General features: G+C 62.0%; 23 protein-coding genes. 17 read left to right on the forward strand and 6 right to left on the reverse strand.

Annotated elements, in window-relative coordinates; translation table 11 throughout:
• Nucleotides 1-5: 5 nt before the first annotated feature.
• From KCG87_RS06705 to KCG87_RS06715, 3 genes are all read right to left on the reverse strand, one after another.
• Entirely contained in the window at nt 6-374 is a 369-nt protein-coding gene (locus KCG87_RS06705; RefSeq protein WP_349237876.1) for a type II toxin-antitoxin system RelE/ParE family toxin, read from the reverse strand.
• Entirely contained in the window at nt 280-474 is a 195-nt protein-coding gene (locus KCG87_RS06710; protein WP_095136765.1) for a stability determinant, read from the reverse strand. Before KCG87_RS06710 ends, KCG87_RS06705 begins: the two co-directional genes overlap by 95 nt.
• Nucleotides 475-727: 253 nt before the next feature.
• Nucleotides 728-1,675: a transporter gene (locus KCG87_RS06715; protein ID WP_210557379.1), complete on the reverse strand. Its 948-nt coding sequence runs from the start codon at nt 1,673-1,675 to the stop codon at nt 728-730.
• A 210-nt stretch (nt 1,676-1,885) separates the two neighbouring features.
• Here KCG87_RS06715 and KCG87_RS06720 point away from each other — a divergent pair, with 210 nt between their 5' ends.
• From KCG87_RS06720 to KCG87_RS06770, 11 genes are all read left to right on the forward strand, one after another.
• Entirely contained in the window at nt 1,886-2,983 is a 1,098-nt protein-coding gene (locus KCG87_RS06720) for an AraC family transcriptional regulator (protein ID WP_210557378.1), read from the forward strand.
• 183 nt (nt 2,984-3,166) lie between these two features.
• Nucleotides 3,167-4,054 carry a Dyp-type peroxidase gene (locus KCG87_RS06725; protein ID WP_210557377.1) on the forward strand — a complete coding sequence of 296 codons (888 nt, stop codon included), beginning with the start codon at nt 3,167-3,169 and terminating at the stop codon, nt 4,052-4,054.
• Nucleotides 4,055-4,079: 25 nt separating this feature from the next.
• The gene (locus KCG87_RS06730) at nt 4,080-5,048 is read left to right on the forward strand and encodes a Gfo/Idh/MocA family oxidoreductase (protein ID WP_210557376.1); all 969 of its coding nucleotides are present in this window, start codon (nt 4,080-4,082) and stop codon (nt 5,046-5,048) included.
• Nucleotides 5,049-5,271: 223 nt separating this feature from the next.
• Nucleotides 5,272-6,018, forward strand: a complete 747-nt coding sequence (locus KCG87_RS06735; protein WP_166497284.1) for a GntR family transcriptional regulator — start codon at nt 5,272-5,274, stop codon at nt 6,016-6,018.
• Nucleotide 6,019: 1 nt separating this feature from the next.
• The gene (locus KCG87_RS06740) at nt 6,020-7,750 is read left to right on the forward strand and encodes a fumarate reductase/succinate dehydrogenase flavoprotein subunit (RefSeq protein WP_210557375.1); all 1,731 of its coding nucleotides are present in this window, start codon (nt 6,020-6,022) and stop codon (nt 7,748-7,750) included.
• A 25-nt stretch (nt 7,751-7,775) separates the two neighbouring features.
• Nucleotides 7,776-8,021 (forward strand): ferredoxin family protein, encoded by a 246-nt coding sequence (locus tag KCG87_RS06745; RefSeq protein WP_003225615.1) that lies wholly within the window; start codon nt 7,776-7,778, stop codon nt 8,019-8,021.
• A 205-nt stretch (nt 8,022-8,226) separates the two neighbouring features.
• Complete coding sequence (locus tag KCG87_RS06750) at nt 8,227-9,651, forward strand: ABC transporter substrate-binding protein (protein ID WP_177416195.1); 1,425 nt, start codon at nt 8,227-8,229, stop codon at nt 9,649-9,651.
• 268 nt (nt 9,652-9,919) lie between these two features.
• A complete protein-coding gene (locus tag KCG87_RS06755) occupies nt 9,920-10,702 on the forward strand; it encodes an ABC transporter permease (protein ID WP_210557374.1) in 783 nt (260 codons plus the stop codon).
• Nucleotides 10,702-11,550 (forward strand): ABC transporter ATP-binding protein, encoded by an 849-nt coding sequence (locus KCG87_RS06760; protein ID WP_210557373.1) that lies wholly within the window; start codon nt 10,702-10,704, stop codon nt 11,548-11,550. The genes KCG87_RS06755 and KCG87_RS06760 overlap by 1 nt, the downstream gene beginning before the upstream one ends.
• The gene (locus tag KCG87_RS06765; RefSeq protein ID WP_210557371.1) at nt 11,547-12,509 is read left to right on the forward strand and encodes a HEAT repeat domain-containing protein; all 963 of its coding nucleotides are present in this window, start codon (nt 11,547-11,549) and stop codon (nt 12,507-12,509) included. Before KCG87_RS06760 ends, KCG87_RS06765 begins: the two co-directional genes overlap by 4 nt.
• Nucleotides 12,506-12,784, forward strand: a complete 279-nt coding sequence (locus tag KCG87_RS06770; protein ID WP_096796819.1) for a DUF971 domain-containing protein — start codon at nt 12,506-12,508, stop codon at nt 12,782-12,784. Before KCG87_RS06765 ends, KCG87_RS06770 begins: the two co-directional genes overlap by 4 nt.
• A gap of 127 nt (nt 12,785-12,911) precedes the next feature.
• On the opposite strand, the gene KCG87_RS06775 is transcribed toward KCG87_RS06770, so the two are convergent.
• The 3 genes from KCG87_RS06775 to KCG87_RS06785 form a co-directional block, all read right to left on the reverse strand.
• Complete coding sequence (locus KCG87_RS06775; protein WP_210557369.1) at nt 12,912-14,570, reverse strand: phosphoethanolamine--lipid A transferase; 1,659 nt, start codon at nt 14,568-14,570, stop codon at nt 12,912-12,914.
• 225 nt (nt 14,571-14,795) lie between these two features.
• On the reverse strand, nt 14,796-15,533 hold the full coding sequence (locus KCG87_RS06780) for a TorF family putative porin (RefSeq protein WP_210557367.1): 738 nt from the start codon (nt 15,531-15,533) through the stop codon (nt 14,796-14,798).
• A gap of 183 nt (nt 15,534-15,716) precedes the next feature.
• The gene (locus tag KCG87_RS06785) at nt 15,717-17,459 is read right to left on the reverse strand and encodes an amidohydrolase (protein WP_210557365.1); all 1,743 of its coding nucleotides are present in this window, start codon (nt 17,457-17,459) and stop codon (nt 15,717-15,719) included.
• 103 nt (nt 17,460-17,562) lie between these two features.
• On the opposite strand from KCG87_RS06785, the gene KCG87_RS06790 reads away from it, so the two are divergent.
• From KCG87_RS06790 to KCG87_RS06815, 6 genes are all read left to right on the forward strand, one after another.
• The gene (locus KCG87_RS06790) at nt 17,563-18,480 is read left to right on the forward strand and encodes a LysR family transcriptional regulator (protein ID WP_210557363.1); all 918 of its coding nucleotides are present in this window, start codon (nt 17,563-17,565) and stop codon (nt 18,478-18,480) included.
• Between the two features lie 108 nt (nt 18,481-18,588).
• Nucleotides 18,589-19,206, forward strand: coding sequence for a transcriptional repressor LexA (lexA, locus tag KCG87_RS06795; protein ID WP_098964221.1), 618 nt, complete (start codon nt 18,589-18,591; stop codon nt 19,204-19,206).
• Nucleotides 19,206-19,823: a translesion DNA synthesis-associated protein ImuA gene (gene imuA, locus KCG87_RS06800; protein WP_097087240.1), complete on the forward strand. Its 618-nt coding sequence runs from the start codon at nt 19,206-19,208 to the stop codon at nt 19,821-19,823. The genes lexA and imuA overlap by 1 nt, the downstream gene beginning before the upstream one ends.
• 7 nt (nt 19,824-19,830) lie before the next feature.
• The gene (locus tag KCG87_RS06805; RefSeq protein ID WP_210557361.1) at nt 19,831-21,246 is read left to right on the forward strand and encodes a DNA polymerase Y family protein; all 1,416 of its coding nucleotides are present in this window, start codon (nt 19,831-19,833) and stop codon (nt 21,244-21,246) included.
• Nucleotides 21,243-24,320: an error-prone DNA polymerase gene (locus tag KCG87_RS06810; protein WP_210557359.1), complete on the forward strand. Its 3,078-nt coding sequence runs from the start codon at nt 21,243-21,245 to the stop codon at nt 24,318-24,320. Before KCG87_RS06805 ends, KCG87_RS06810 begins: the two co-directional genes overlap by 4 nt.
• Nucleotides 24,321-24,590: 270 nt before the next feature.
• On the forward strand, nt 24,591-25,277 hold the full coding sequence (locus tag KCG87_RS06815; RefSeq protein ID WP_167797100.1) for a CsgG/HfaB family protein: 687 nt from the start codon (nt 24,591-24,593) through the stop codon (nt 25,275-25,277).
• Nucleotides 25,278-25,287: the final 10 nt, after the last annotated feature.

The following is a 25,287-nucleotide window of genomic DNA, read 5'->3' on the forward strand; positions in this document are numbered from 1 at the left end:
TTTTTTTATGTTGATGAGGTTCGTGGGTATTGTCGTCGGGTGTGGACTAACGTCAGTATTTTGATGCGCCTGTTCACTCGATAGACCAGCAGATAGTTCGGATTGACCACCATTTCCCGAGTGCCTGGCACTCGACCGGCCCGGTAACCATAGGGGATTGATGAAAGCCTTTGCGTTGCTGCACCAACCTTGTGCTGTAGAGCCACGGAAGCGTTGGAATTGTATTGTTCAACGTAATCGATAATGTCAGCCAGATCGTTCAGAGCTTGAGCGCTCCATTCAAGCAGCAGCGCGGCGCTTCCTGCGCATCTCTTCCAGCATCTGGTCAAGCATTGCCATAGCTTCATCATGGGGAATGCCAGGGCTGGGGTCATCGAGTGCCTCCTGTACCTTGGCACGAAACCAGCGATCGTAGCTCTCTGCCTCTTCTTCGGATTCGAAGTCAGAGTAAAACGGGGAAAGTAATAAGCTCATAGTGATCTCCGTGATCAATCTCAGCAGTTTAAGGGGGAATGGCCCATTGTCATCACTGGCAGACGATGTACCCCATGAGCTCTCGAAGAACCATGGGATAACGAAGCCCAGTATCTGCAATCGACCCTTTGGAGTCTGCCGGACGTTTCCCTCCGTTGTCCGGCAATCTCGACCGCCGTTGTAGGCCTATTCCTCCACTCTGTTTTTCAGGTTTCCAGCCTACAAATCCGCGCGCACCTTCCTACAAATGCACTCAGAACGCATACGGAATACTCACCTTCGCCCACAACATTTCCCCCTCTGGCCGGTTCTCCACGTCAAACTCCTTGGCCCAGCGAATCTCCGCGCTGGCGTATTTGAGAAAGGTGAAATGCAACGCCGGGCCAATCGCGAAGACTTTGCCGCGCACGCCGTCGTCCACATCCTGCCCGGCGAACTGCACAGTGTGGCCGTACTGTTTGTCGTCGGTGGTCTGCTTGAGGTAGTAGCCGTTGAGGCCGAGCATCACATCGTCGGTGATCTTGTAGCTGGCCGAGTAATCGAAGTGGAAGATCTGCCCGGACTTGTAGTCGGTGTCCTTGTTCTTCTCGTTGAAGCTGTAGGTGGTCTTCATCGACACTTCGGTCTTGTCGGTCGGCAACCAGGTGAAGGAGAACAGCGGCTTGTAGGTGTAGAAATTGTTGCTGGTGTTGGCCAGCCGATCGACGCTGTATTCCCCCGTGGGCACCGTGACTTCAATGGCTGCGCCGAGGGTCAGGTTCTTGCCCATGTCCCACAGGATGATCGGCGCAATCGTGGTATCGCCCATGCCTTCGCGGGTATCGCTGACGCCGTAGACCGAGACTTCCTGCTTCAGCCAGGGCTGGGCGATGTAGCCGGCCAGACGTCCGCCGAACACGCGCACCGGGCTCAGGTAATCAATACGCGGGATCACCGCCGTGGATTCGATTTCGACATTCGGCACCTTGCCGCCCAACGAGCTGATGTTGAGCTTGGTCGACTTGTAATGGTTGTAGTAGAGGTTGAACGCGACCATGTTCTGCGGAAGGCTGTCGACTTCCAGCGGCAGCATGAAAAATCCGTCGGTGCCGGGGCCGATGTTGTCGACGCCGGCTTCGGTGGCCAGGGCCGGCAGGCACGCGGTGCATCCGAGCAAAGTCAGTGCCAGACGCAAGGGGAAAGTGGCGCGGTTCGGGCTCATGGCTGTCCTCATTATTATTGTGGTGGGACGTGGCGCCGGTACGCAGAACGTCCGGCACCATAGAAATAAGCGCTTGGCGCCCGCTGGGGCAGGGTATTGGCGGACAGTTAGGGGGACTTCTGCGGACAGTCGGCCAACCCTGTGCTAACTTCCTTCGACATAACCGGTTACAAAAATAACAATCAAGCGTGATCCGGAATGTCAGCCCCCATGAACGTAAAAGTCCAAGACCCCACTTTTGAATTGGCGCTGGTTTCGCCGTTTCTCCTGCAAACCCTCGCTGAAGTCGTGCACAACAAAGGCATCGACCCCGAAAGCCTGTGTCGTGGCCTGGGTTTCACCCTCGAAGATCTGCAGGATCCGGCGCAGCGGATTTCCTACCGCCAGGCCGTGGCGATGATTCAACGGGCGCTCAAAGTGCTGCCCAATCAGGGCCTGGGGCTGTGGGTCGGCGCGCAGAATGTGTTGGGTACGCTGGGGCTGCTCGGGCATGTGCTGTCGCTGTGCAAGACCTTGCGCGATGCCTTTGCCCTCGGCATTCGCCATCAGCACACCTCCGGCGGAATCGTGGTATCCAGCGTCGATGTGGTGGGTGATCAGGTGCACCTCGATGCCGAATGTCGCTTGCCGTTTGCCGACGTGCAGGTGTTCGCCGTTGAAGAGTTTTTCGCCAGCCTGCTGGTGTATGGCCGGGCCTTGGCGGGCCATGATTTCAAGGCGATCGCCGTGGAGTTCGTGCATGCCGCGCCGGATTACCTGAGCGAATATCACCGCCTGCTCGGGCCGGACGTACGCTTCGGCTGTCTGCACAATCGCATGCTGATCGATGCCCGGTGGCTGGACGTCAACCTGCCCAATCATCATTCGCTGGCGCTGCGTCAGGCGGTTGCGTTGCTGGAGCTGGAAGCGGCGCAGGTGCATCAGAAACTCGATCTGATTCAAGCAGTGGAGCGGGCGATTGCCCGGGACCTGAGCCGGGGCAGCCATATCGAAAAAATCGCCGGCGATCTGAACATGAGCAGTCGCACCTTGCGCCGCCGTTTGACCGAGCATGCGCTGACCTTTGAAGCGCTGCTGGAACAGGTACGTCAGGCGCGGACCATGAGTCTGCTGGCCAATCCGGACATGCCCATCGAGCGGATTACCGAAGAAGTCGGCTACAGCGACGTGCGCAGTTTTCGCCGGGCGTTCAAGCGCTGGACCGGGATGAGCCCGAGTGCGTGGCGGCATGACACAAACCCTCACCCCAGCCATCTCCCGGAGGGAGAGGGGGCCGACCGAGGTGTGTCGCGTCATACATCGACCTGAAAGATTTTTGTCGATTATGGATTCGGTACATCATTTTCAAGTCGGCATATCTCTACAGCTTCCCCCGTTCAGTTCCCTCTCCCTCTGGGAGAGGGTTAGGGTGAGGGGTTTTTAGCATTCTCCAAACCCACACAAACCCTCCGGCCACAGGTAAACTCCCGCGCACTTTCCCAAGGAGTTCACATGAGTTACTACCAGCCGGGCATTCTCGCCACCCCTGTTCCTGCGCAAGCACGTCACCTGTTTTTTGCCCTTGCGTCGGTTGAAGCACTGCCGCAGGCGATCGACAACCTGATGAATCTGGTGGACGGCAAGTCGGCTGTGATGGGTTTCGGTGAATCCCTGACCAAAGCCCTGAACGTGCAGATCGACGGTCTGCGCAGCTTTCCGGCCATGAGCGGCGTCGGCGTGGAAAACCCGTCGACCCAGCACGCGCTGTGGGTCTGGCTGCACGGTGTTGACCGGGGTGAATTGCTCAATCGCTGCCACGCCTTCGAAGCCGCGCTGGCCCCGGCGCTGCGCCTGGTAGACATGCAGGAAGCCTTCCGCCACAAGGACGGCCATGACCTGACCGGCTACGAAGACGGCACCGAAAACCCGCACGATGACGCCGCGATCGCCGCCGCGTTGCTGGGCGAGGGCGCTGATGGTCTGGTCGGAGGCAGCTTCGCCGCGATCCAGCAGTGGCAGCACGACCTCAAGGGGTTCCATAAGCTGTCCGCCGAAGACAAGGACAACATCATGGGCCGTCGCCTCAGCGACAACGAAGAGATCGATGACGCGCCAGTCTCCGCCCACGTCAAACGCACCGCCCAGGAAAGCTTCGCCCCCGAAGCGTTCGTCGTGCGCCGTTCGATGCCATGGATCGACGGTGATCGCGCCGGCCTGATGTTCCTCGCCTTCGGTTTTTCGCTGGACGCCTTCGAGGCCCAACTGCGGCGTATGAGCGGTCTGGAAGACGGCATCACTGACGGTCTGTATCGCATCAGCCGGCCGATCACCGGCGGCTACTACTGGTGCCCGCCCATCAAGGACGGCCACCTCGATCTGCGCGCGTTGCGCATCGGCTGAGTGTTTCAAACACAGGGAGTTGAGCATGGATGTGGTGCGGTGGGGCATGATCGGTTGCGGCAGCGTCACTGAACGCAAGAGCGGGCCGGCCTTTTACAAGGCGCCCGGTTCGGCGCTGGTGGCGGTGATGGGCCGCCGCCTCGAAGCGGTGAGCGATTACGCCGCGCGCCACGGCATCGCCCGGGCCTACACCGATGTCGATGCGCTGATCAACGACCCCGAGGTGGACGCGGTGTACATCGCCACGCCCCCCGACAGCCACTACGCCTACAGCCTGAAAGTCGCCGCCGCCGGCAAGCACTGCTGTGTCGAGAAACCGATGGCGCTCAACGCCGGACAAAGCCGCGAAATGCAGCAGGCGTTTGCCGACGCCGGTCTGCACTTGTTCGTGTCGTACTACCGCCGTTCGTTGCCGCGCTTTGCCCAGGTTCGGCAATGGCTGGCGCAGGGCCGCATCGGCGAGGTGCGGCACCTGAGCTGGACGCTGACCAAGGCCCCATCGGCGGCGGATCTGGACGGCAGCGCCAACTGGCGAACTGACCCGAGTGTGGCCGGCGGCGGCTACTTTGCCGATCTGGCCAGCCACGGTTTTGACCTGTTCCAGTACCTGCTCGGCGATATCGTCGAAGTCGCCGGTTTCACTGCGCGTCAGGCCGGTTTGTATGCGGCGGAAGACGCGGTCAGCGCCAGTTGGCGGTTCGCCTCGGGCGCGCTGGGCATGGGTTGCTGGAGCTTTGTGGCGGATCGGCGCGAGGATCGGGTGCAGATTATCGGCAGTCAGGGCCGGATCGCGTTCTCCGTGTTTGACGAGCATCCTGTGCAGCTGTTCGCCGATGAGCAGATCAGCCTGGAGATCCCCCATCACGAGCACATTCAGTGGCATCACGTGCTGGGCATGAATGCGCATATTCGTGGTGGTTCGCAGCATCCGGCAGTCGCCGCGCAAGCCCTGAAGACCGATTGGGTGATGGACCAGATCCTCAAACGGCACTGATCCTCCAGACCACAACACCATTTCCTTGTGGGAGGGGGCTTGCTCCCGAAGAGGCCGGCATTGCTGGTATTTCCATCGCCTGACACACCGCCTTCGGGAGCAAGCCCCCTCCCACAAGGGTCTGTGTGTTGTCGTGTCTAAGGTTATGCCCAAACAATATTTCTCAAGCTTGTCATAACGTCTCTAAGATCACGTCATAACTCGTTATAACAAGTGATCCCTGATGACCGATAATGTCCTGTCCCTCAGTAGCGTCCCGCTGCACACCCAGCTGCGCGATGTCCTGCGCGCACGCATTCTTGATGGCGAATACCCGCAAGACAGCCAGATGCCGTCCGAAAGTGAGCTCGGCACGCTGTTCAAAGTCAGCCGCATCACCGTGCGCCAGGCGCTGGGTGATCTGCAGAAAGAAGGGCTGATCTTCAAGATCCACGGCAAGGGCACCTTCGTCGCCAAGCCGAAAACCTTTCAGAACGTCAGCAGCCTGCAAGGCCTCGCCGAGTCCATGACCGGGCGCGGCTACGAGGTGATCAACCGCCTGCGCAGTTTCAAATTCATCCCCGCCGACAAACGTGTCGCCGAGCGCTTGCAGGTGGCCGAAGGCGAGACCGTGGCGCAGATCAAACGCGTACGCCTGATCAACCGCGAGCCGATCTCGCTGGAAATCACCTACCTGCCCAAAGCCGTCGGCGAACGGCTGGAGAAGGCCGATCTGGTGACTCGCGACATCTTCCTGATTCTGGAAAACGACTGCGGCATCGCCCTCGGCCACGCCGATCTGGCGATTGACGCGGTGCTGGCCGACAGCGATTTGACCCAGGCGCTGAACGTCGAGGCCGGCTCGCCGATCATGCGCATCGAACGTCTGACCCACGACGCCAACGGCCAGCCGCTGGACTTCGAACACCTTTACTACCGTGGCGATGCGTTCCAGTACCGCCTGCGGATCGACCGGCAAAAAGGGGCGTGACATGACCCGCAAGATCTTGGAACAGGAATACGACATCGTCGTGATCGGCGGCGGCACTGCCGGCCCGATGGCGGCGATCAAGGCCAAAGAGAAGAACCGCGACTTGCGCGTGCTGCTGGTGGACAAGGCCAACGTCAAGCGCAGCGGCGCGATCAGCATGGGCATGGACGGCCTGAACAACGCGATCATCCCTGGGCACTCGACGCCGGAGCAGTACACCAAGGAAATCACCATCGCCAACGACGGCATCGTCAATCAGGCGGCGGTGTACGCCTACGCCACTCACAGCTTCGAAACCATCGAGCAACTGGATCGCTGGGGCGTGAAGTTCGAGAAGGACGAGACCGGTGATTACGCGGTGAAAAAAGTCCACCACATGGGCGCCTACGTGCTGCCGATGCCAGAAGGGCACGACATCAAAAAGGTCCTTTACCGCCAGTTGAAACGCGCGCGGGTGAGTATCACCAATCGTCTGGTCTGCACCCGTTTGCTCACCGACGAGGAGGGCGCGGTCAACGGCGTGATGGGCTTCGATTGCCGCACCGCCGATTTCCATGTGATCAAGGCCAAAGCGGTGATCCTCGCGTGCGGCGCGGCCGGTCGCCTCGGTCTGCCGTCCTCGGGTTACCTGATGGGCACCTATGAAAATCCGACCAACGCCGGCGACGGCTACGCCATGGCCTATCACGCCGGGGCCGAGCTGGCCAACCTCGAATGCTTCCAGATCAACCCGTTGATCAAGGACTACAACGGCCCGGCCTGCGCCTATGTGACCGGCCCGCTGGGCGGCTACACCGCCAACAACAAGGGTGAACGCTTCATCGAGTGCGACTACTGGAGCGGGCAGATGATGTGGGAGTTCCACCAGGAACTGGAAAGCGGCAATGGCCCGGTGTTTCTCAAACTCGATCACCTGGCCGAGGAAACCATCCAGAACATCGAAGAGATCTTGCACAGTAACGAGCGCCCGAGTCGTGGTCAGTTCCACGCCAATCGCGGCACTGATTACCGCACGCAAATGGTCGAGATGCACATCTCGGAGATCGGCTTTTGCAGCGGCCATTCGGCGTCCGGGGTGTGGGTCAACGAGCGGGCCGAGACCTCGGTGAAAGGCTTGTACTCGGCGGGTGACATGGCCGCCGTGCCGCACAACTACATGCTCGGCGCGTTCACCTACGGCTGGTTTGCCGGGCACAACGCCGCGGATTTTGTCGCCGGGCGCGAGTTCTCGACGCTGGATGCCGCGCAGATCGAGAAAGAACAAGCGCGGGTCTATGCGCCGCTGGATCGCGAACAGGGTCTGCCGCCGGCACAGGTCGAGTACAAGCTGCGGCGCTTCGTCAACGACTACCTGCAACCGCCGAAAGTGACCAAAAAAATGCAGATCGGCTTGCAGCGCTTCAGCGACATCGAGCGCGACCTCGATCAGATGAAGGCCAACAACGCCCACGAACTGATGCGCGCGATGGAAACCAGTGTGATCCGCGACTGCGCCGAAATGGCCGCGCGCGCCTCGCTGTTCCGCGCGGAGAGCCGCTGGGGCCTGTACCACTACCGCGTCGATCACCCGCAGCGCAACGACAGCGAGTGGTTCTGCCATTGCCATCTGAAGAAGGGTGAAGACGGCCGCATGACCAGTTTCAAGAAACCCGTCGAGCCGTACATCATCCCGCTCGATGCCGAAGAAATGCAGGCTTACGATCGCTTGCGGGTGGGCGCGTTCGCCGCTTGATGCATCACCAGAGAGAGTCCGAACCATGGCCTATCAAGCCCAGGAAATCTTCTTCCGCTCCAACGCCCCGGTCACCGTGGACGAGGACAAATGCATCGCCGAGAAGGGCTGCACCGTGTGCGTCGACGTCTGCCCGATGGACCTGCTGGCGATCAACCCGGCCACACAGAAGGCCTACATGGCGTTCGATGAATGCTGGTACTGCATGCCGTGTGAAAAGGACTGCCCGACTGGCGCCGTCAAAGTCGACATCCCTTATCTCCTGCGTTAAACGCTTTCCCCTGTAGGAGTGAGCCTGCTCGCGATAGCGGTGTGGCAGACAACACATCGACATCCAATACACCGCTATCGCGAGCAGGCTCACTCCTACAGAGATCTACGACACCCTAAAGCTACCCGGAAACCCCGGACGCTAATTTACAGACCCCCTCGTTTCCCACCGCGCCCTGATCGCGGCGGAGACGAACATCCAATAAATGATTCGAGGGGAAACACTCATGTTGCGTGCAGCAATTGCCGGTCTGGTACTGGCTTCATTCACCCTGTCGGCCTCGGCCGAAACCATCCGCATCGCCATCGGCACCCAGGACACCACCATCAATTGCGCCGCCGGCGGCCTGTTGATTCGTGAACTCGGTCTGCTCGACAAATACCTGCCGCACGACGGCGCCTACAAAGACGCGAAATACGATGTGCAGTGGAAGAACTTCACCAGCGGTGCGCCGCTGACCAACGAGATGGTCGCCGGCAAACTCGACTTCGGCGCCATGGCCGACTTCCCCGGTGCATTCAACGGGGTGGCGTTCGAAACCGCCGGCAAGCACAGCCTGTTCATCAGCGTGCTGTCGGGCAGCATCAAGGGCAGCGGCAACGGCATCGTGGTGCCGAGTGCGTCCGGGGTGCAGGCGCTGAGCGAACTCAAGGGCAAGACCATCTCGGTGCCATTCGCTTCGACCGCCCACGGCATGTTGCTGCGCGCGGTGGCGGAGCAGGGTTGGGACCCACTCAAAGACGTCAACATCATCGCTCAGCCACCGGAAGTCGCAGGCTCTGCATTGCAGGCCGGCAAGATCGACGCTCACGCCGATTTCGTGCCGTTCGCCGAACTGTTCCCCAGCCGTGGTTTCGCCCGCAAGATTTACGACGGCGCCCAGGCCAACGCGCCGACTTTCCACGGTGCACTGGTGGATCAGGCCTACGCGAAACAGTACCCGGAAATCGTCGTCGCCTACCTGCGGGCGAGCATCGAGGCCAATCAGTTGCTGGCTGCTGAGCCTGAGAAGTACAGCGAGCTGATCGCCAAAGTCACCGGCGTCGATGCCGAGGTCAACTACCTGTTCCACGGCCCGCTTGGCGTGCAGACCCGTGACCTGAGCTGGAAGCCGGAATACCGTCAGGCGGTGGGCACGGCGATCGACACCCTGAAGCTGCTGAAGAAGGCCGATCGCGGCCTCGACCTCAACACCTTCGTCGACGATCAGTACATCCGCACCGCCTTCAAGGCTTCGAATCTGGACTACACCGCGCAACTCGCCAACTACGCGCAAACGCCGTTGAAAGCGCTGGATGCAGCGACCGGCAAAGCCATCACCGACTTCAGCCACGTCGCCGAAATCTGGGTGCGCGGTGAAGACAAGGTGCGCCAGTACGCCTCCGCCGAATCGGCCTTCACCGCGTTGGCCGCTCTGAAACACGACGGCAAAAACATCCGCGCGGTGTATGCCCAGGCCAGTGACAGCGGGATCAAATTGCTCGCCGATCAGGCGTGGTTCGCCAGCGATGCCAAGGGCCGCTTGAGCGCGTTTCTGCTCAAGGGCCAGGCCCAGCAATATGCGGCGGCGCAGGGTGGCAAGGTCTTCGACTTTACCGACGCCACGACCCAGGCCGTGGCTGCCCGCTAATTGAAGATCAAAAACTCACCCTCACCCTAGCCGTCTCCCGGAGGGAGAGGGGACTGAACGAGGTGTTTGCGGGAGCTAAGCCGACCTGAAATATCGAGCCGAACTCAGTTTTTGAAAATCATGAATATCTGCTCGCTATCGAGCCGAACCGAGATTTTGAAAGGCTTGAAGATCTGCTCCCTTTCCCCCTCGCCCCCCTGGGGGAGAGGGCTGGGGTGAGGGGGGCGATCTCAGCCATCACACCGCTCCAAACATGGAAACCCGATTCATGAAAATCCCAAAACCCCGCTGGATCACCAGAGCAACCTCCATAGCGCTCTGCCTGCTGTTCTGGCAACTCGCCGCGAGCCACCACTGGAACCTCGGCCTGGTCACCTTCGCCAACATGCCAACCCCGTTGGCGGTGATCGAAGCGGCGTTGGGCCTGGGCGACTCCGGCAAGCTGCTGCAGCACCTGAGCGCGAGCCTCGGCCGCGTGTTCGCTGGCTATCTCGCGGCATTGATCATCGGCATTGCCCTGGGCCTGGCCATCGGCCGCTCGAAATGGGCCGAAGACCTGCTGCTGCCACCGCTGGAAGTACTGCGGCCGATTCCGGCGGTGGCGTGGATTCCGTTGGCGATCCTGATGTTCCCGTCGTCTGAGCTGTCGATGGTGTTCATCACCTTCACCGGTGCGTTGTTCCCGATTTTGCTCAACACCGTGCACGGGGTGGAGGGTGTCGACCCACGGCTGATCGCCTCGGCAAAAAGCCTCGGTGCAGGGCGCCGGGCGATCCTGCTGGAAGTGATTTTGCCGGGTGCCGCCCCGAGCATCATCACTGGCCTCGCCATCGGCATGGGCACCTCGTGGTTCTGTCTGGTCACGGCGGAAATGATCTCCGGCCAGTTCGGCATCGGTTACTACACCTGGGAGTCCTACACCATTCAGAACTACGCCGACATCGTCGTCGGCATGCTGCTGATCGGTGTGCTGGGCATGGGCAGCAGTCTGCTGATCAAGCGCCTGGGCGGGCTGTTCACGCCCTGGCATCGACCACGAGGAAAAGCCTGATGAGCGCAATGCAAACCCCGGAAGGGCGAATCGATATTCGCCAGTTGTCGATCGTTCTCGGTGAGGGGCAGCAAGCCTTCGAAGCCGTGCAGGGGCTGGATTGCCAGATCGAACCGGGCCAGTTCGTGTGCATTCTCGGCCCGTCCGGTTGCGGCAAGTCGACCTTGCTCGGCGCACTCGCCGGACACTTGAGCGCCCATACCGGCAGCCTCAAAGTCGATGGCGGCGAGGTGTCCGGGCCGTCGCCACAACGCGGCATGGTGTTCCAGCATCACACGCTGTTTCCGTGGCGCACGGTGCGCGATAACGTGGCTTTCGGCTTGAAGATGCGCGGCATCGGCAAGGCTGAACGTCATCGCGCGGCGGATGAAATGCTCAAACTGGTGGGCCTCGACGGTTTTGCCGAGCGCTGGCCCGATCAGCTCTCCGGCGGCATGCAGCAACGGGTGGAGATTGCTCGGGTGCTGGTCAACCGTCCGCGTCTGCTGCTGATGGACGAACCGTTCGGCGCGCTGGATGCCTTGACCCGCCTGAACATGCAGGAGCTGCTGCTGGACATCTGGACGCGGATTCGCACCACCGTGGTGTTCGTCACCCACGACATCGACGAGGCGCTGTTTCTCGCCGACCGCTTGCTGGTGATGAGCGCACGTCCGGGGCGAATCATCGAAGACCTGCGCCTGGATTTCCCACGCCCGCGCACTTCTGAACTGGTCACCAGCACCGAATTCTCCCGCCTCAAGCGCCATTGTCTCGACCTGCTGCGCCACGACAACTCCCGCCCGCTGCCGCGCCTCAACCCGCTCGGCCTGCCTCCCGAAAACCCCTTGCCGCGATTTGCCCTATGACCTCATTTTTTGCTGTGACCGATAACGACGACATCCTCGCCCTGCAACCGCGTCTGACCGCTGACGATGCCGGTGTGCGACACATTGCCCTGATTGATTTGGCGGATCTGGAAGAACCGGACGGCCTGCTGTGGCTGGTCGAAAGACTGAGCGAAGATCCGGCCGAAGAAGTCCGCGCCGAAGCTGCGCGGCTGCTGGAAGCGTGGGAAGACGAACCGGTAGTGGCTGCGCTGTGCCAGGCACTGACCGATCCATCTGCGGCAGTGCAGGCAGCCGCCGCGCAAAGTCTGAGCCTGCTCAAAACTGAAGCGGCCGGCCGGGTGATTCTGCCGTGGACCGATCATGCTGAAGTCAGCGTGCGAATCGCCGCGTTCCGTGCCTTGCGCGAATTGCGTTTCGCCGAGGCCGCACCGGCTGCTATCACTGCGTTGAGCGATGCCGACGCCAACGTGCGCCGCGAAGCCGTCGGTGTGCTCGGCTGGCTCAAGCAGCTCGACGCACTGCCGGCTCTGGCGCGCCTGGCCAGCGCCGACCCGGACACCGAAGTGCGCCGCGCCGCCACCGGCGCCCTCGGTCTGGCGTCCGGCGCCGACGTGCTGCCAGCCCTGCGTCAAGCGCTGCAGGACGATGCCTGGCAAGTGCGCGAAGAAGCGGCCACGACGCTGGGCAAGGTCGGACACAGCGACGCCGGGCCGGCGTTGATCGCAGCCCTCGGCGATGACTATTGGCAAGTGCGCCTGCGTGCTACCCGCAGCCTCGGTCGCTTGCGTTTTGCGCCGGCGCTGGACGCCCTGATCGAGACCCTTGGCCATCGCATCAGCAACCTGCGCAAGGAAGCCGCGCTGGCCCTCGGTGAGTTGCATGATCGCGGCGCGGTGGCGGCGTTGCAGGCGGCGCAGGATGACGGCGACCCGGAAGTGCGCAAAGCGGTGCGGATTGCCTTGAGTCAGTTGCAATGAACCCGCTGTCAGTCGGCAATTCGCAGAGCCAGCGGACGCTGCGGCTGAGCTGGCCGGACGGCCGCGAATCGCTGTTCAATCACGCCGAACTGCGCCGCCAGTGCCCGTGCTCGCAGTGCCGCGCGTTTCGCCTGAAAGGTCTGACGCCGCTGGTGGATGAGCGTGTTCGCCTGATTGAGATCAACCCGCAGGGCTACGGCGTGCAACTGGTGTTCAGCGACGGCCATCAACGCGGGATCTACCCGTGGGACTATTTGGCACAGCTCGATTCTTGATGTGCCACAGCCCCTTGTAGGAGTGAGCCTGCTCGCGATAGCGGTGTATCAGCCGACATCATTGTTGAATGACACACCGCTATCGCGAGCAGGCTCACTCCTACAAGGGTATAGGTGCAACTCCGGGTTACTGCCCAGCCGTCATGGCTGGCCGGCACCCGCGAAACACATCCAGCCCAGGCTGATACAGCGCGGTCTTCACCTCAAACAAGCCCAGCACCGAATGGAACAGGTTGTCATGGCTCAGGTCCGGCTGCCCGGTCTTGCCTTGCAGGCAATCGCGATCAATCCCCAGTTGCGCCAGGGTATTGTTGCCAAACCACATCACCATCGGCACATGGGTCTGCGCTTCTGGCGCCAATGCATACGGCGCCGCATGCAGGTACAAACCGTTTTCACCCAGCGATTCGCCGTGGTCGGAGACATACAGCATCGAGGTATCCAGGGTGTCCTGATTACGCTTGAGCAACTCGATGACCTTGGCGAGGAAGTGGTCGGTGTAGAGGATCGTGTTGTCGTACACGTTCACCAGTTCATCACGGCTGCAACTGCCCAACTGGTTGGTGTGGCAGATCGGCTTGAAGCGTTCGAGCGCTTGCGGATAACGCTCGTAGTATTCCGGGCCATGGCTGCCGTCGGCGTGCAACACGATGATCGCGTGGCCCTTGAGGCTGTCGATGTAGCTTTGCAGGTCGGCCAGCAGCGCCTCATCGAGGCAGTTGTTGCCGTCGCAGAACGGCCCCGGCTGGTTCTTCGCGATGTCGCGGTGCGGCACGCGCAGGCAGGTGCCTTTGCAGTCGCTGTTGTTGTCCAGCCACAGCACCTGCACACCGGCGCGTTGCAGGATATCCAGCAGGCCTTCGTAGGTTTTGCCTTTCTTGTCGCTGTAGTCCTCACGCGGGAACATCGAGAACATGCACGGCACCGAAACTGCCGTGGACGTGCCACAGGAGTGCACCTGGGTGAAGTTGAGGATGTCCAGTTTGCTCAGCTCGGGATTGGTCTCGCGCGCATAGCCGTTCAGCGAAAAGTGATCGGCGCGGGCGGTTTCGCCGACCACAAATACCATCAGCGATTTCTTCTCGCGGCTGGCGGCTTTGGCGCTCATCACCGCGTCTTCACCGATTGCCTGCACCACAAAGTGCTTTTTGATGCCCAGGCGCTGCTTGGTGTATTTGCTGATGGCGTAAATGTAGTTGGTCGGGTTGATGAAGTGGGTGAGCTTGTCTTCTTCGCGGAAGATCGGCGCATAGGTCGAATAGAACGCGCCCACCGAGGCGCCGATCACCAGCACGCAAGCGACAATCACCAGCAGCTTGTTGAGCAGGCCGCGAAAGAACGGCCGATAACGCACCGGCCAGCGCCAGATCAACACCGCCGGCAGCACGCCGAGCAGCAACACGTAAGCCAGCAGCTTGCCGTTGAACAGCGCAGCGGCTTCGCCCGGGTTGGTTTCGAAGACGTTCTGGATCATCACCGTGTCGATGGTGATCCCGTATTCGTTCATGAAATACGCAGCGCAGGCCGAGAGCAGGGCCACCACAGTCAGCGCCGGTTTCAGCGTCCAGCGAAACGACACCAGGGTCAGCAGCAGGGTGATCGCCGCCCACAGGAACAGCCCGAACGAAGCGAAAAACGCCAGTTTGTGTGCACCTTGCAGGGTGATCAGCGTACCCAGCGCCTTCCAGGTCGCCAGGTTGTACAGCGTCACCAGTGCCAGGGAAAACAGCAGCACCAGACGGGTTGAAGTGATGGACGGTAAACGCAGTCCTTTGCCCAAAGCCATTACAGACATTCCTCTAGCAGAATAGAAAACACGCGCGGTAACGCGCGTAACTGTAGAAGAACATTGGTAAAAATTTTGTAAACATCTCGTAACAAACAATCAGGTCAACGCAAAACCCTGTAGGAGTGAGCCTGCTCGCGATAGCGGTGGGTCGGCCGACATCGTTGTTGAATGCCACACCGCCATCGCGAGCAGGCTCACTCCTACAATGGGTACTTTGGTGGGTCAGAAGGATTTGCTCAGGCTCGCCACCACCGTTGCGGTGCACACATCCTTGAATCCCCAGTTGCTCTGGCACTGGCTCTGCGACAGGTCGGTGTCGATGTAGCTCAAGCCCAACACCACTCCCGCCAGGTTGTGGGTCAGCTTGACCTCCCACTCCCGATAACTCTCCTCGCCACGCCCGGACGCCGAGTACAGGTGCGGGTCCTTGAAGTCCATGTTGCCGTAACGCAGTTTCAGCCCCGAATCGAATGGCAACTCGGTTTCATAACCGACATAGGTGTAGAGCGAGCTCTGCTTGCTGTCGATCCCCGGCGCATCGCTGGAGTAATACGCCGCCAGCTTCAACCCGTAGACACCGAGAATCCCGTAGACCTCGCTCTGGTTGAACTGGCTTTCCTTGGGATAGGCGTACTTGAGGTAACCCAGATCGAGGCTGACATCCTCGGTGGCCTGCCACAGCCAGCCGGCGTAGTAATCGACTTCCTGCCGGGTTTTCAGGCTACCGCCGAAATCGACGTTGGAGCTCCAGGCACCCACGTACAGGCCGCTGCTGTGGGCCAGGGTCAGACCGGCTTGCAAGGCCGGGTCATTTTGGGTTTGCGAGATGCCGCGGGTGCGGTAGTCGCTGGCGAGGGTTAGGTCGAGCAGCACGGCGAAATCGTCGTTCAGGGGGATCGCGTGGCTGCTCAAGGGCAGCAAACTGGAAAAACCGAGGGCGAACAGGGGCAAGGCTTTCATGTGAAGTCCCGGTGTTGTGATTGTTATGGGGGCTGGAAAAAGCAGTGGAAATGCTTGGGTAGGGTGAAAGTCCCTGTGGGAGCGGGCTTGATCGCGAAGACGGTGGGTCAGGTATCGAAATGTTTGCTGACCGGACGCCTTCGGGAGCAAGCCCCCTCCCACAAAAGCGAGGGGGGCCTGTTGTTATGGGGTGGCGGTGTAGACCTGGCGGCCAGCGAACCAGGTTTGCAGCACCTGGGTGTCATGCAGCGCCTTGTTGTCGACGCTGAACACGTCGCGGTCGACCACGATGAAATCAGCCTGCTTGCCCGGCGTCAGCGAGCCAATCTGCTTCTCCAGGCCAATCGTGCGCGCCGCGTTGAGGGTGTAGGCGTAAAACATGCTTTCGCGATCCAGACGCTCGTCGGCATTCAGCACCCCCAACGGACCGACGCGGGTGATGGCCTGGGCCATGGCGTTGAACGGGTTGGGCGACGACACCGGCCAGTCGCTGGCACCGGCAATCGTCGCGCCCTGTTTGAGCAGCGAGTGCGCCGGGTATTGATAACGGAAGGCGAGGGCGCTGACGTAGGGCTTGATCATGTCGGTGGTGTAGTCATCGGCACTGGCCCACAGCAATTGCATCGAGGCGATCACGTTCAGCGGCTTGAAGCGGGCGAACTCTTTCGGGTTGACCATCTGCAGGTGGGTGATCGAATGGGTGATGCCGCTCTGCCGATCCTTGCGCGCACGTTCGATGCCGTTGAGTGATTCACGCACCGCACGGTCGCCGATGGCGTGGATGTGCACCAGCCAGCCGCGCTGGTCGATGGCGCTGACCAGCTCGCCGAAATGTTTTGGATCGATCAGCAGTTCGCCCTGTTTGTGCGAGTTGCGGTACGGGTCGATCATCGCCGCGCTCTGCGCCGGGTACTCGATCACGCCGTCGGCGAAGATCTTGACCCCGGGCAGGGTCAGGTTGGGGATGCCCTGAAATTGCTGGCGCACCTTATCCAGCGTATCGAGGTCGGCGGGCAGGCTTTTCGGGTTGGCGACCAGCAACGCTGCAACGTGCACGCTCATGTCGCCGCTTTCCGACAGGGCTTTGTAGGCTGGCAGCACGCCGACGGTTTTCTCGGTGGGTTTGAGCGCGAACACGGCCTCGCCCGGTGCGGCGTTGGCGGCGGGGTCCATCCACGCGGTGATGCCGAGGCTGTTGTTGAAGCGCACCGCGGATTTGGCCGCGGTGAGCATATCGGCCGGGCTCGGCACCGGCATTTTCGCGGCGACCCGGTCCCAACCGGCATCGACCAGAAAGCCGTTGGGCTCGCCGCTGGCCAGTTTGCCGATCGTGTCTTGTTCCGCAGCGGGCAGGGTCTTGAGCAACGCCGCGTCGATGCCGGCGCGCTTGAGCATCACGTTGTTGGCCCACGCGGTGTGGTGATCGCTGCCGGTGAACACCACCGGCACGTCAGTCCACTCGCCGTGGTTGAAGGTCTTGCCCAGCGCTTCGGCCTGCGCCCAGTACGCCGAGCTCATGCCGGCAATGCTCAGCACATCGCCATGTCTGGCCTTGCCGTCGTCACGCCAGGCGCGCAGGCGTTTTTCCAGTTCGGCGAGGGCGACGACTTCGTCTTCCATGTTGGCCGAGACCATTTCCAAGCCACCGAAAATCGCGTGGGAATGGCTGTCGATCAAGCCTGGCATCAGCGTCTTGCCGCCGAGGTCGATCACCTGCGTGCCGGGTTCGATCAGCGCCTTGATCTGCGCATCGCTGCCGACTTTCAGCACCTTGCCGTTTTCCACGGCCAACGCCTGCACCTTCGGTTGCGAGCGATCGGCGGTGAAAATCTTGCCGTTCACCAGTACCAGATCGGTGGCGGCCATGGCTTCCATCGAGGCAAAACTTACAGCGCTCACCAACAGACTCGGGATGAATCTTTTCATTGAAGATTTCCTTGTTATTGCGTCTGATGGCCAGATTAGTGGCTGACACTGGCCGACAGAACGCCTCCCTCACGAAAAACGTTTTTGCCTGAATGGAAAAAGCATGGACAAGCTGGGTGCACTGAAAATGTTCGTGGTCACCGCGCAACTCGGCAGTTTCAGCCGCGCGGCGGAGCCGTTGGGCAAGACCCCGTCGGCCCTGACCAAAGCGGTCAATCATCTGGAGTCGGAACTCGGCGCGCGGCTGTTTGAACGCAGCACGCGGCGGATTCTGCTCACCGAAATCGGCCGGGTTTATCTGGAAACCGCGCGGCTGGTGTTGCAGCGACTGGAGGAGGCCAGCGAGGAAATCGAGCAGTTGCAGCACGGTCTGCGCGGCAGCCTGAAAATCACCGCACCGCTGGCGTACGGGCGGGCGTTTCTCGATCAGGTGTGCGACGGCTTTTTGCAGCAATACCCGCAGATCAGCCTGCAAGTGGACCTGTGCGACGCGTTCGTCAATCTGCTGGAAAGCGGCTACGACCTGGCCTTGCGCGAGGGCCATGACGACCTGCCGGGGCTGATCGCCCGGGTGGTCGGCAGCAATCGGCTGGCGTTGTGCGGCAGCCCGGAGTATCTGGCGCGCAAGGGTTTGCCGGTGAATCCGCAAACCCTTGAGCAGCATGAATGGCTGCTGTATCAGCACCCGTTGCTCAGTCGCGAGTTCTGGTGGGCCGAGCGCGATGGCCAGCGGCTGAGCCTGCCACAGCCGACGGCGCCGCGCTTGCGCAGCGACAATTACGACCTGTTGCTGGCCAGTGCTTTGGCCGGACGCGGCTTGCTGCACACACCGCTGTGGAGCGCCGCACCGTACATTGCCGACGGGCGTCTGGTGCGGGTCATGGCTGACTATGAAATCGACCCGGACAGCTTCGGCCCGCACATTCTCGCGGTGTACCCGAGCCATCGACGGGCCACGGCCAAGGTCGTCGCCTTCATAGATTACATCTCGGCATTTCTGGCCGAGCGCGGATTGAACTGACACCCGTTCCCTGTAGGAGCTGCCGAAGGCTGCGATCTTGTGATTTTTGTGGATCGCCAGCGCAGGCCGACTGGCGGTGCTTGTCAGTAAAATCCCACAGGAGTACAAATGTACTCCATGACAAACCTGACTCCCCGCCGTACCGCCATCCTGACCTTTATCCGCGAACGCATCGCCGAACACGGTCAGCCCCCAAGCCTCGCTGAAATCAGCGAGGCTTTTGGTTTTGCCTCGCGCAGCGTGGCGCGCAAGCATGTGCTGGCGCTCACCGAAGCCGGGTATATCGAGGTCAACCCGCACCAGGCCCGGGGCATTCGCCTGCTCGGGCAACCCGCGCGGCCGGAGCTGCTGGACATTCCGGTGCTCGGCCGGGTGGCTGCCGGTGCACCGATCGGCGCCGATGCCGACATCCATAACCGCTTGATGCTTGATCCCGCGCTGTTCTCCCGTGCGCCCGACTACATGTTGCGGGTGCAGGGCGACTCGATGATCGAGGACGGCATTCTCGACGGTGATCTGGTGGGAGTGAAGCGTAATCCCGAGGCGCTCAACGGCCAGATCGTGGTGGCGCGACTCGATGGTGAGGTGACGATCAAACGCTTCGAGCGTGTCGGCGCTACGGTGCGCCTGCTGCCGCGCAACCCGGCGTACCAGCCGATTGTCGTGCGCGATGATCAGGACCTGGCCATCGAAGGGGTGTTCTGCGGTCTGGTGAGGCAAGGCTGATGGGCGCCGTCGTTGCACTCGATACGCTGTTCAATGGCGGCCAGGTCTGGAAGGGCCGGCCTGCGCCACCGGCGGCCAGCCCGCAACCCACCGGGCATGCCGCGCTGGATGCAGCACTGCCCAGCGGTGGCTGGCCGGAAGCGGCGCTGAGCGAAATCCTCCTGGCCGGCCCCGGGGTTGGCGAGTTGCAACTGGTGTGGCCGACGCTGGCGCGGATGTCGGCGGCGGGCGAGCGCATCGTGCTGGTGGCGCCACCGTTCGTGCCGTACCCGCAGGCGTGGGCGAACGCCGGGGTCGATCTGCGCCAGTTGTCGGTGATTCAGGCCAGCGAACGCGATGCCTTGTGGGCGGCGGAACAATGCCTGCGTTCCGGCAGTTGCGGCGCGGTGCTGTGCTGGCCGCACAAGGCCGATGACCGCGCGTTGCGGCGCTTGCAGGTGGCAGCGGAAACCGGCCAGACCCTGGCGTTTGCCTGGCGCCCGCTGAGCGAGGCGATCAACCCGTCGCCGGCCGCGTTGCGTATTGCCATCGACGCAAGACCGGCCCAGTTGCGCGTGCTCAAGTGCCGTGGCGGACTGGCGCGCACGGCGCCGATTGCGTTTGCCGTGGGGCACTGAGGTCGTCATGCGCTGGGTGTGTATTCTGTTCCCGCAATTGGCCCTCGACGCCGTGCTGCGTCAGCGTGCCGATCCTGCTGAGCCGTTGGTGCTGCTCAGTGGCCCGGCCCAGCGCCGGGTGCTGCAAGCGGTGAATGCAGCGGCGCGCCAGCTCGGCTTGCGCGCCGGCCAGTCGATGACCGCCGCGCAGGCCCTAAGCAAAGGCTTTGCCACCGCCGATTACGACCTCGCCGAGGTCGAGCACTGGCAGCAGTTTCTCGCCGCGTGGGCCTATCGTTTCAGCGCGCAGGTCAGCGTGCATTATCCGCGTACCGTGGTGTTCGAGATCGAGTCGAGCCTGGGCCTGTTCGGCTCCTGGGCGCAGTTCGAAGCGCGGCTGCGCAAGGAACTGACTGAGCTGGGTTTCCGCCATCGCATCGTCGCCGCACCGAATCCGGTGGCGGCGCGGGTGCTGGCCAACGCCTACGACGGTCTGGTGGTACCTGACGGTGAGGCCCTGCAGCATCACCTCGGAAAGTTGCCCGTCGACCGTGTCGGGCTGGAGCCGCAGGTCGCCACCGCGCTGACGCGCATGGGCCTGCGCAACCTGAACCAGCTGCAGAGCCTGCCGCGTCAGGCCCTGGCCCGGCGCTTCGAAGCGTCGATGCTCAAGCATCTCGACACGTTGTTCGGCGCACGGCCGCTGGCCTTGGCGTTCTATCTGCCGCCGGATCGTTTCGATGTGCGCATCGAACTCAATTTCGACGTGCAATCCCATCAGGCGCTGCTATTCCCGTTACGGCGTTTGACCGCGGACCTGTCGGCGTTCCTCTGCGGACGTGACAGCGGCGTGCAGCGTTTCGACCTGCATCTGGAGCACGCCGGTCTGCCGGACACGCTGATCAAGGTCGGCCTGCTCAGCGCCGAGCGCGACCCGGCGATGCTCTTCGAACTGGCCCGTGGGCGACTGGAACAAGTCCAGGTCGAAGCGCCGGTGCGCGGCTTTCGCCTGCGCGCCGAAGACCTTCCGAGTTTCGTGCCGCAGTTTCAGGAACTGTTCGATGACCGTCCGCAACAGACCTTGCCTTGGGAGCAATTGCGCGAACGTCTGCGTGCACGGCTCGGCGATGACGCGGTGCAGGGCCTGCGCTTTCAGGCCGACCACCGACCGGAATGTGCGTGGCAGAACGGCGTCGACAAGCAGCTTTGCAGCGGTTTGCCGAGCGTGCAGCGCCCGGGCTGGCTGCTCGGCAAACCGCAGAGTGTGCCGGAAGGTTCGGCGCGGATTCTCATGGGCCCGGAGCGCATCGAGTCCGGCTGGTGGGACGGTGACGACGTGCGCCGCGATTACTACCTGATCCAGAACCGCGCCGGTCAGCAGGGCTGGGCCTATCGAGCCGTGGGCGAGGGCGGGCCGTTGTGGCTGCAAGGCTGGTTTGCATGAACCACGGTTATGCCGAACTGCATTGCCTGTCGAACTTCAGTTTCCAGCGCGGTGCCTCCAGTGCCCTTGAGCTGTTTCAGCGGGCGAAAAAACATGGTTATCAGGCGCTGGCGATCACCGACGAGTGCACCCTGGCCGGGATCGTCCGGGCCTGGCAAGCGGCGAAATCGGTGGAGCTGCCGCTGATCATCGGCAGCGAAATCCGCATCGATAACGGCCCGAAACTGCTGCTGTTGGTGGAGAACCTGGCGGGCTATCAGGCCTTGTGCGGCTTGATTACTCAGGCCCGGCGGCGTACACAGAAGGGCCAGTACCAGGTGCTGCGCGAGGACTTCAACGAGCCGTTGCCGGGATTGTTCACCGTGTGGGTGCCGGACAGCGTTAATGATGTCGAGGAGGGCCGCTGGCTGAAACAGACTTTCGGCGAGCGCCTGTATCTGGCGGTACAGCTACATCGCGGGCAGGACGATCAGCGGCGGCTGGCGGCACTGCTGAGTCTGGCCGAGCAACTGCAGATCGCCGCCGTGGCCAGCGGCGACGTGCACATGCACGCCCGTGGGCGGCGCGCCCTGCAGGACACCATGACCGCGATCCGCCATCACGTCCCGGTGGCCGAGGCCGGATTGCGCCTGCACCCCAACGGCGAGCGGCATCTACGCAGCCTCGAGGTGTTGCGCGAGCTGTACCCGCCGGCGTTGCTCGACGCCTCGGTGCAACTGGCCCGGCGTTGCACTTTTGAGCTGAGCGAGTTGCGCTATGAGTATCCGAAAGAGCTGGTGCCAGAGGGGCACACCGGCAGTTCCTGGTTGCGGCAGTTGACCGAAAAAGGGATTGCCTGGCGCTGGCCAAAAGGGCCGCAGGCCAAAGTGCTCAAGCAAATCGACGATGAGCTGAAACTGATCGCCGAGCTCGGCTACGAAAGCTACTTCCTCACCGTGCACGACGTGGTGCGTTTCGCTCGCGATCAGCAGATTCTCTGTCAGGGCCGCGGTTCGGCGGCTAACTCGGCGGTGTGTTTTGCCTTGGGTATCACCGAGATCGACCCGGACCGCACCACGCTGCTGTTCGAGCGTTTCATGTCGAAAGAGCGCAACGAGCCGCCGGACATCGACGTCGATTTCGAGCACGAACGTCGCGAAGAAGTCCTGCAATACGTGTTTCGCCGTTATGGCCGGCGGCGTGCGGCGTTGACGGCGGTGGTCAGCACTTACCACGCTGCCGGTGCGGTGCGCGACGTAGCCAAGGCCCTTGGGCTACCGCCGGATCAGATCAATGCACTGGCCGATTGCTGCGGCCACTGGAGCGACGAAACACCGCCGCTGGCGCGCTTGCTCGAAGGCGGCTTCGACCCCGACAGCCCGGTACTGCGTCGGGTGCTGAGCCTGACCGGGCAACTGATCGGCTTCCCCCGACACCTGTCGCAGCACCCCGGCGGTTTCGTGATTTCCGAACAGCCGTTGGACACGCTGGTGCCGGTGGAAAATGCCGCCATGGCCGAGCGCACGATCATTCAATGGGACAAGGACGACCTCGATGCGGTCGGGCTGCTCAAGGTCGACATCCTCGCCCTCGGCATGCTCAGTGCCATCCGCCGTTGCTTCGATCTGCTGCGTCGTCATCGCCATCTCGATCTGAGCCTGGCGACGATTCCAGACAAAGACAAACCGACCTACGAGATGATCAGCCGCGCCGACACCATCGGTGTATTTCAGATCGAATCGCGGGCGCAGATGTCGATGTTGCCGCGCCTGAAACCGGCGAAGTTCTACGATCTGGTGATCGAAGTGGCGATCGTCCGCCCGGGGCCGATTCAGGGCGGGATGGTTCATCCGTACCTGCGCCGACGCAACAAGGAAGAGCCGACAACCTATCCCTCGCCGGAACTGGAAGTGGTGCTCAAACGCACCCTCGGCGTGCCGCTGTTTCAGGAACAGGTGATGCAGATCGCCATCGTCGCCGCCGACTACAGCCCCGGCGAGGCCGATCAGTTGCGTCGCTCGATGGCCGCGTGGAAACGCCATGGAGGCTTGGAGCCGCACAAGGAACGCCTCGCCGCCGGCATGAAGAAAAACGGCTACACCGAGGAATTCGCCGCGCAGATCTTCGAGCAGATCAAGGGTTTCGGCAGCTATGGTTTTCCCGAGTCCCACGCCGCCAGTTTTGCCTTGCTGACTTACGCCAGTTGCTGGCTCAAGTGTCACGAACCGGCGGCGTTCGCTTGCGCGTTGATCAACAGTTGGCCGATGGGCTTCTACAGCCCGGATCAGATCCTTCAGGACGCCCGTCGCCATCAGTTGCAGATCCGTCCGGTGGACGTGCGTGCCAGCGACTGGGATTGCAGTCTGGAACCGATCAGCGGCGCGCAACCGGCGATTCGCATGGGCCTGCGGATGATCAAGGGTTTTCGCGAGGACGACGCCCGGCGCATCGAAGCGGCGCGGGCGCGGGGGGCGTTTGCCGATGTCGCCGATCTGGGCGAACGGGCCGCGCTCGACAGTCGCGCCCAGGCATTATTGGCAGACTCCGGCGCGTTGCGTGGCATGGCCGGGCATCGGCACCGCGCGCGCTGGGAAGTGGCCGGGGTGCAGAAACAGCTGGGCCTGTTTGCCGGCTTGCCGAGCCAGGAAGAAGCCGATGTGCTGCTGCCCAAACCGAGTGTCGGTGAGGACCTGCAGGCCGATTACGCGACCATCGGCACCACGCTGGGGCCGCATCCGCTGGCGCTGCTGCGTGGTGAACTGAAGGCGCGGCGTTGTCGCAGCTCTCAGGAGTTGCTGGACGTCGAGCACGGCCGGCCGGTGAGCATCGCCGGGCTGGTCACCGGGCGGCAGCGACCGGGCACTGCCAGCGGCGTGACTTTCGTCACCCTCGAAGACGAGTTCGGCAACGTCAACGTGGTGGTCTGGCGCGATCTGGCCGAGCGCCAGCGTCAGGTGCTGGTCGGTTCGCAATTGCTCAAGGTCGATGGCCGCTGGGAGCGGGAGGGCGAAGTTCGACACCTGATCGCCGGGCGGCTGAGCGATCTGACTCCGCTGCTCGACGGCATCCGCGTGCAGAGCCGCGACTTCCACTAAACCCCAGAACACCACAAATCCCCCCTGTGGGAGCGGGCTTGCTCGCGAAGACGGTGTGTCAGTTGGCAAATAAGTGGCTGACACACCGTCTTCGCGAGCAAGCCCGCTCCCACAGGGGATTTGTGTGCGTCCAAACAAGCCAATCCATTGGCGTCAAAAATCTCTGTCACCAATGGTGGCACTTTGTCATAATGCCGGCCCTTTTCCGCTCCCCACTGCCTTGCCGTGCCGGGACACACCGTTTTTTTTCAGAAGGAATGCACAGTGAGAATGATCTCCCGGATGTTGGTCTCAGGCGTTGCGATTGCCGTGCTCGGCACCCTCGCCGGCTCCCTTGCCGGGTGCGCCACCGAAAGCTCCCGCGCACTGCCGGTGGCCAAGGTCGAGAGCGCCACGCAAGTCTGGACCGGTGCTCGCGTGCCGATGGCGGTGGGCAAGTTCGATAACCGCTCCAGCTACATGCGCGGGATCTTCTCCGATGGTGTTGATCGTCTCGGCGGCCAGGCCAAGACCATCCTGATCACTCACTTGCAGCAGACCAACCGCTTCTCGGTACTGGATCGCGACAACATGGGCGAGATCCAGCAGGAAGCGGCGATCAAGGGCCAGGCCCAGCGCCTCAAGGGTGCCGATTACGTGGTCACCGGTGACGTCACCGAGTTCGGCCGCAAGGAAACCGGCGACCACCAGCTGTTCGGCATTCTCGGCCGTGGCAAGACCCAGGTTGCCTACGCCAAGGTCAACCTGAACATCGTCAACATCAGCACCTCCGAAGTGGTGTATTCGACTCAGGGCGCCGGTGAATACGCCTTGTCCAACCGCGAAATCATCGGCTTTGGCGGCACTGCTGCGTACGACTCCACCCTCAACGGGAAAGTCCTCGATCTGGCCATGCGCGAGGCGATCAATCGTCTGGTCGATGGCATGAACGCCGGTGCCTGGAAACCGGGCAACTGATCGACACCCA

Origin of the sequence: Pseudomonas sp. MWU347 (assembly GCF_017947305.1) — a bacterium.
GTDB classification, from domain to species: Bacteria; Pseudomonadota; Gammaproteobacteria; order Pseudomonadales; family Pseudomonadaceae; genus Aquipseudomonas; species Aquipseudomonas putida_A.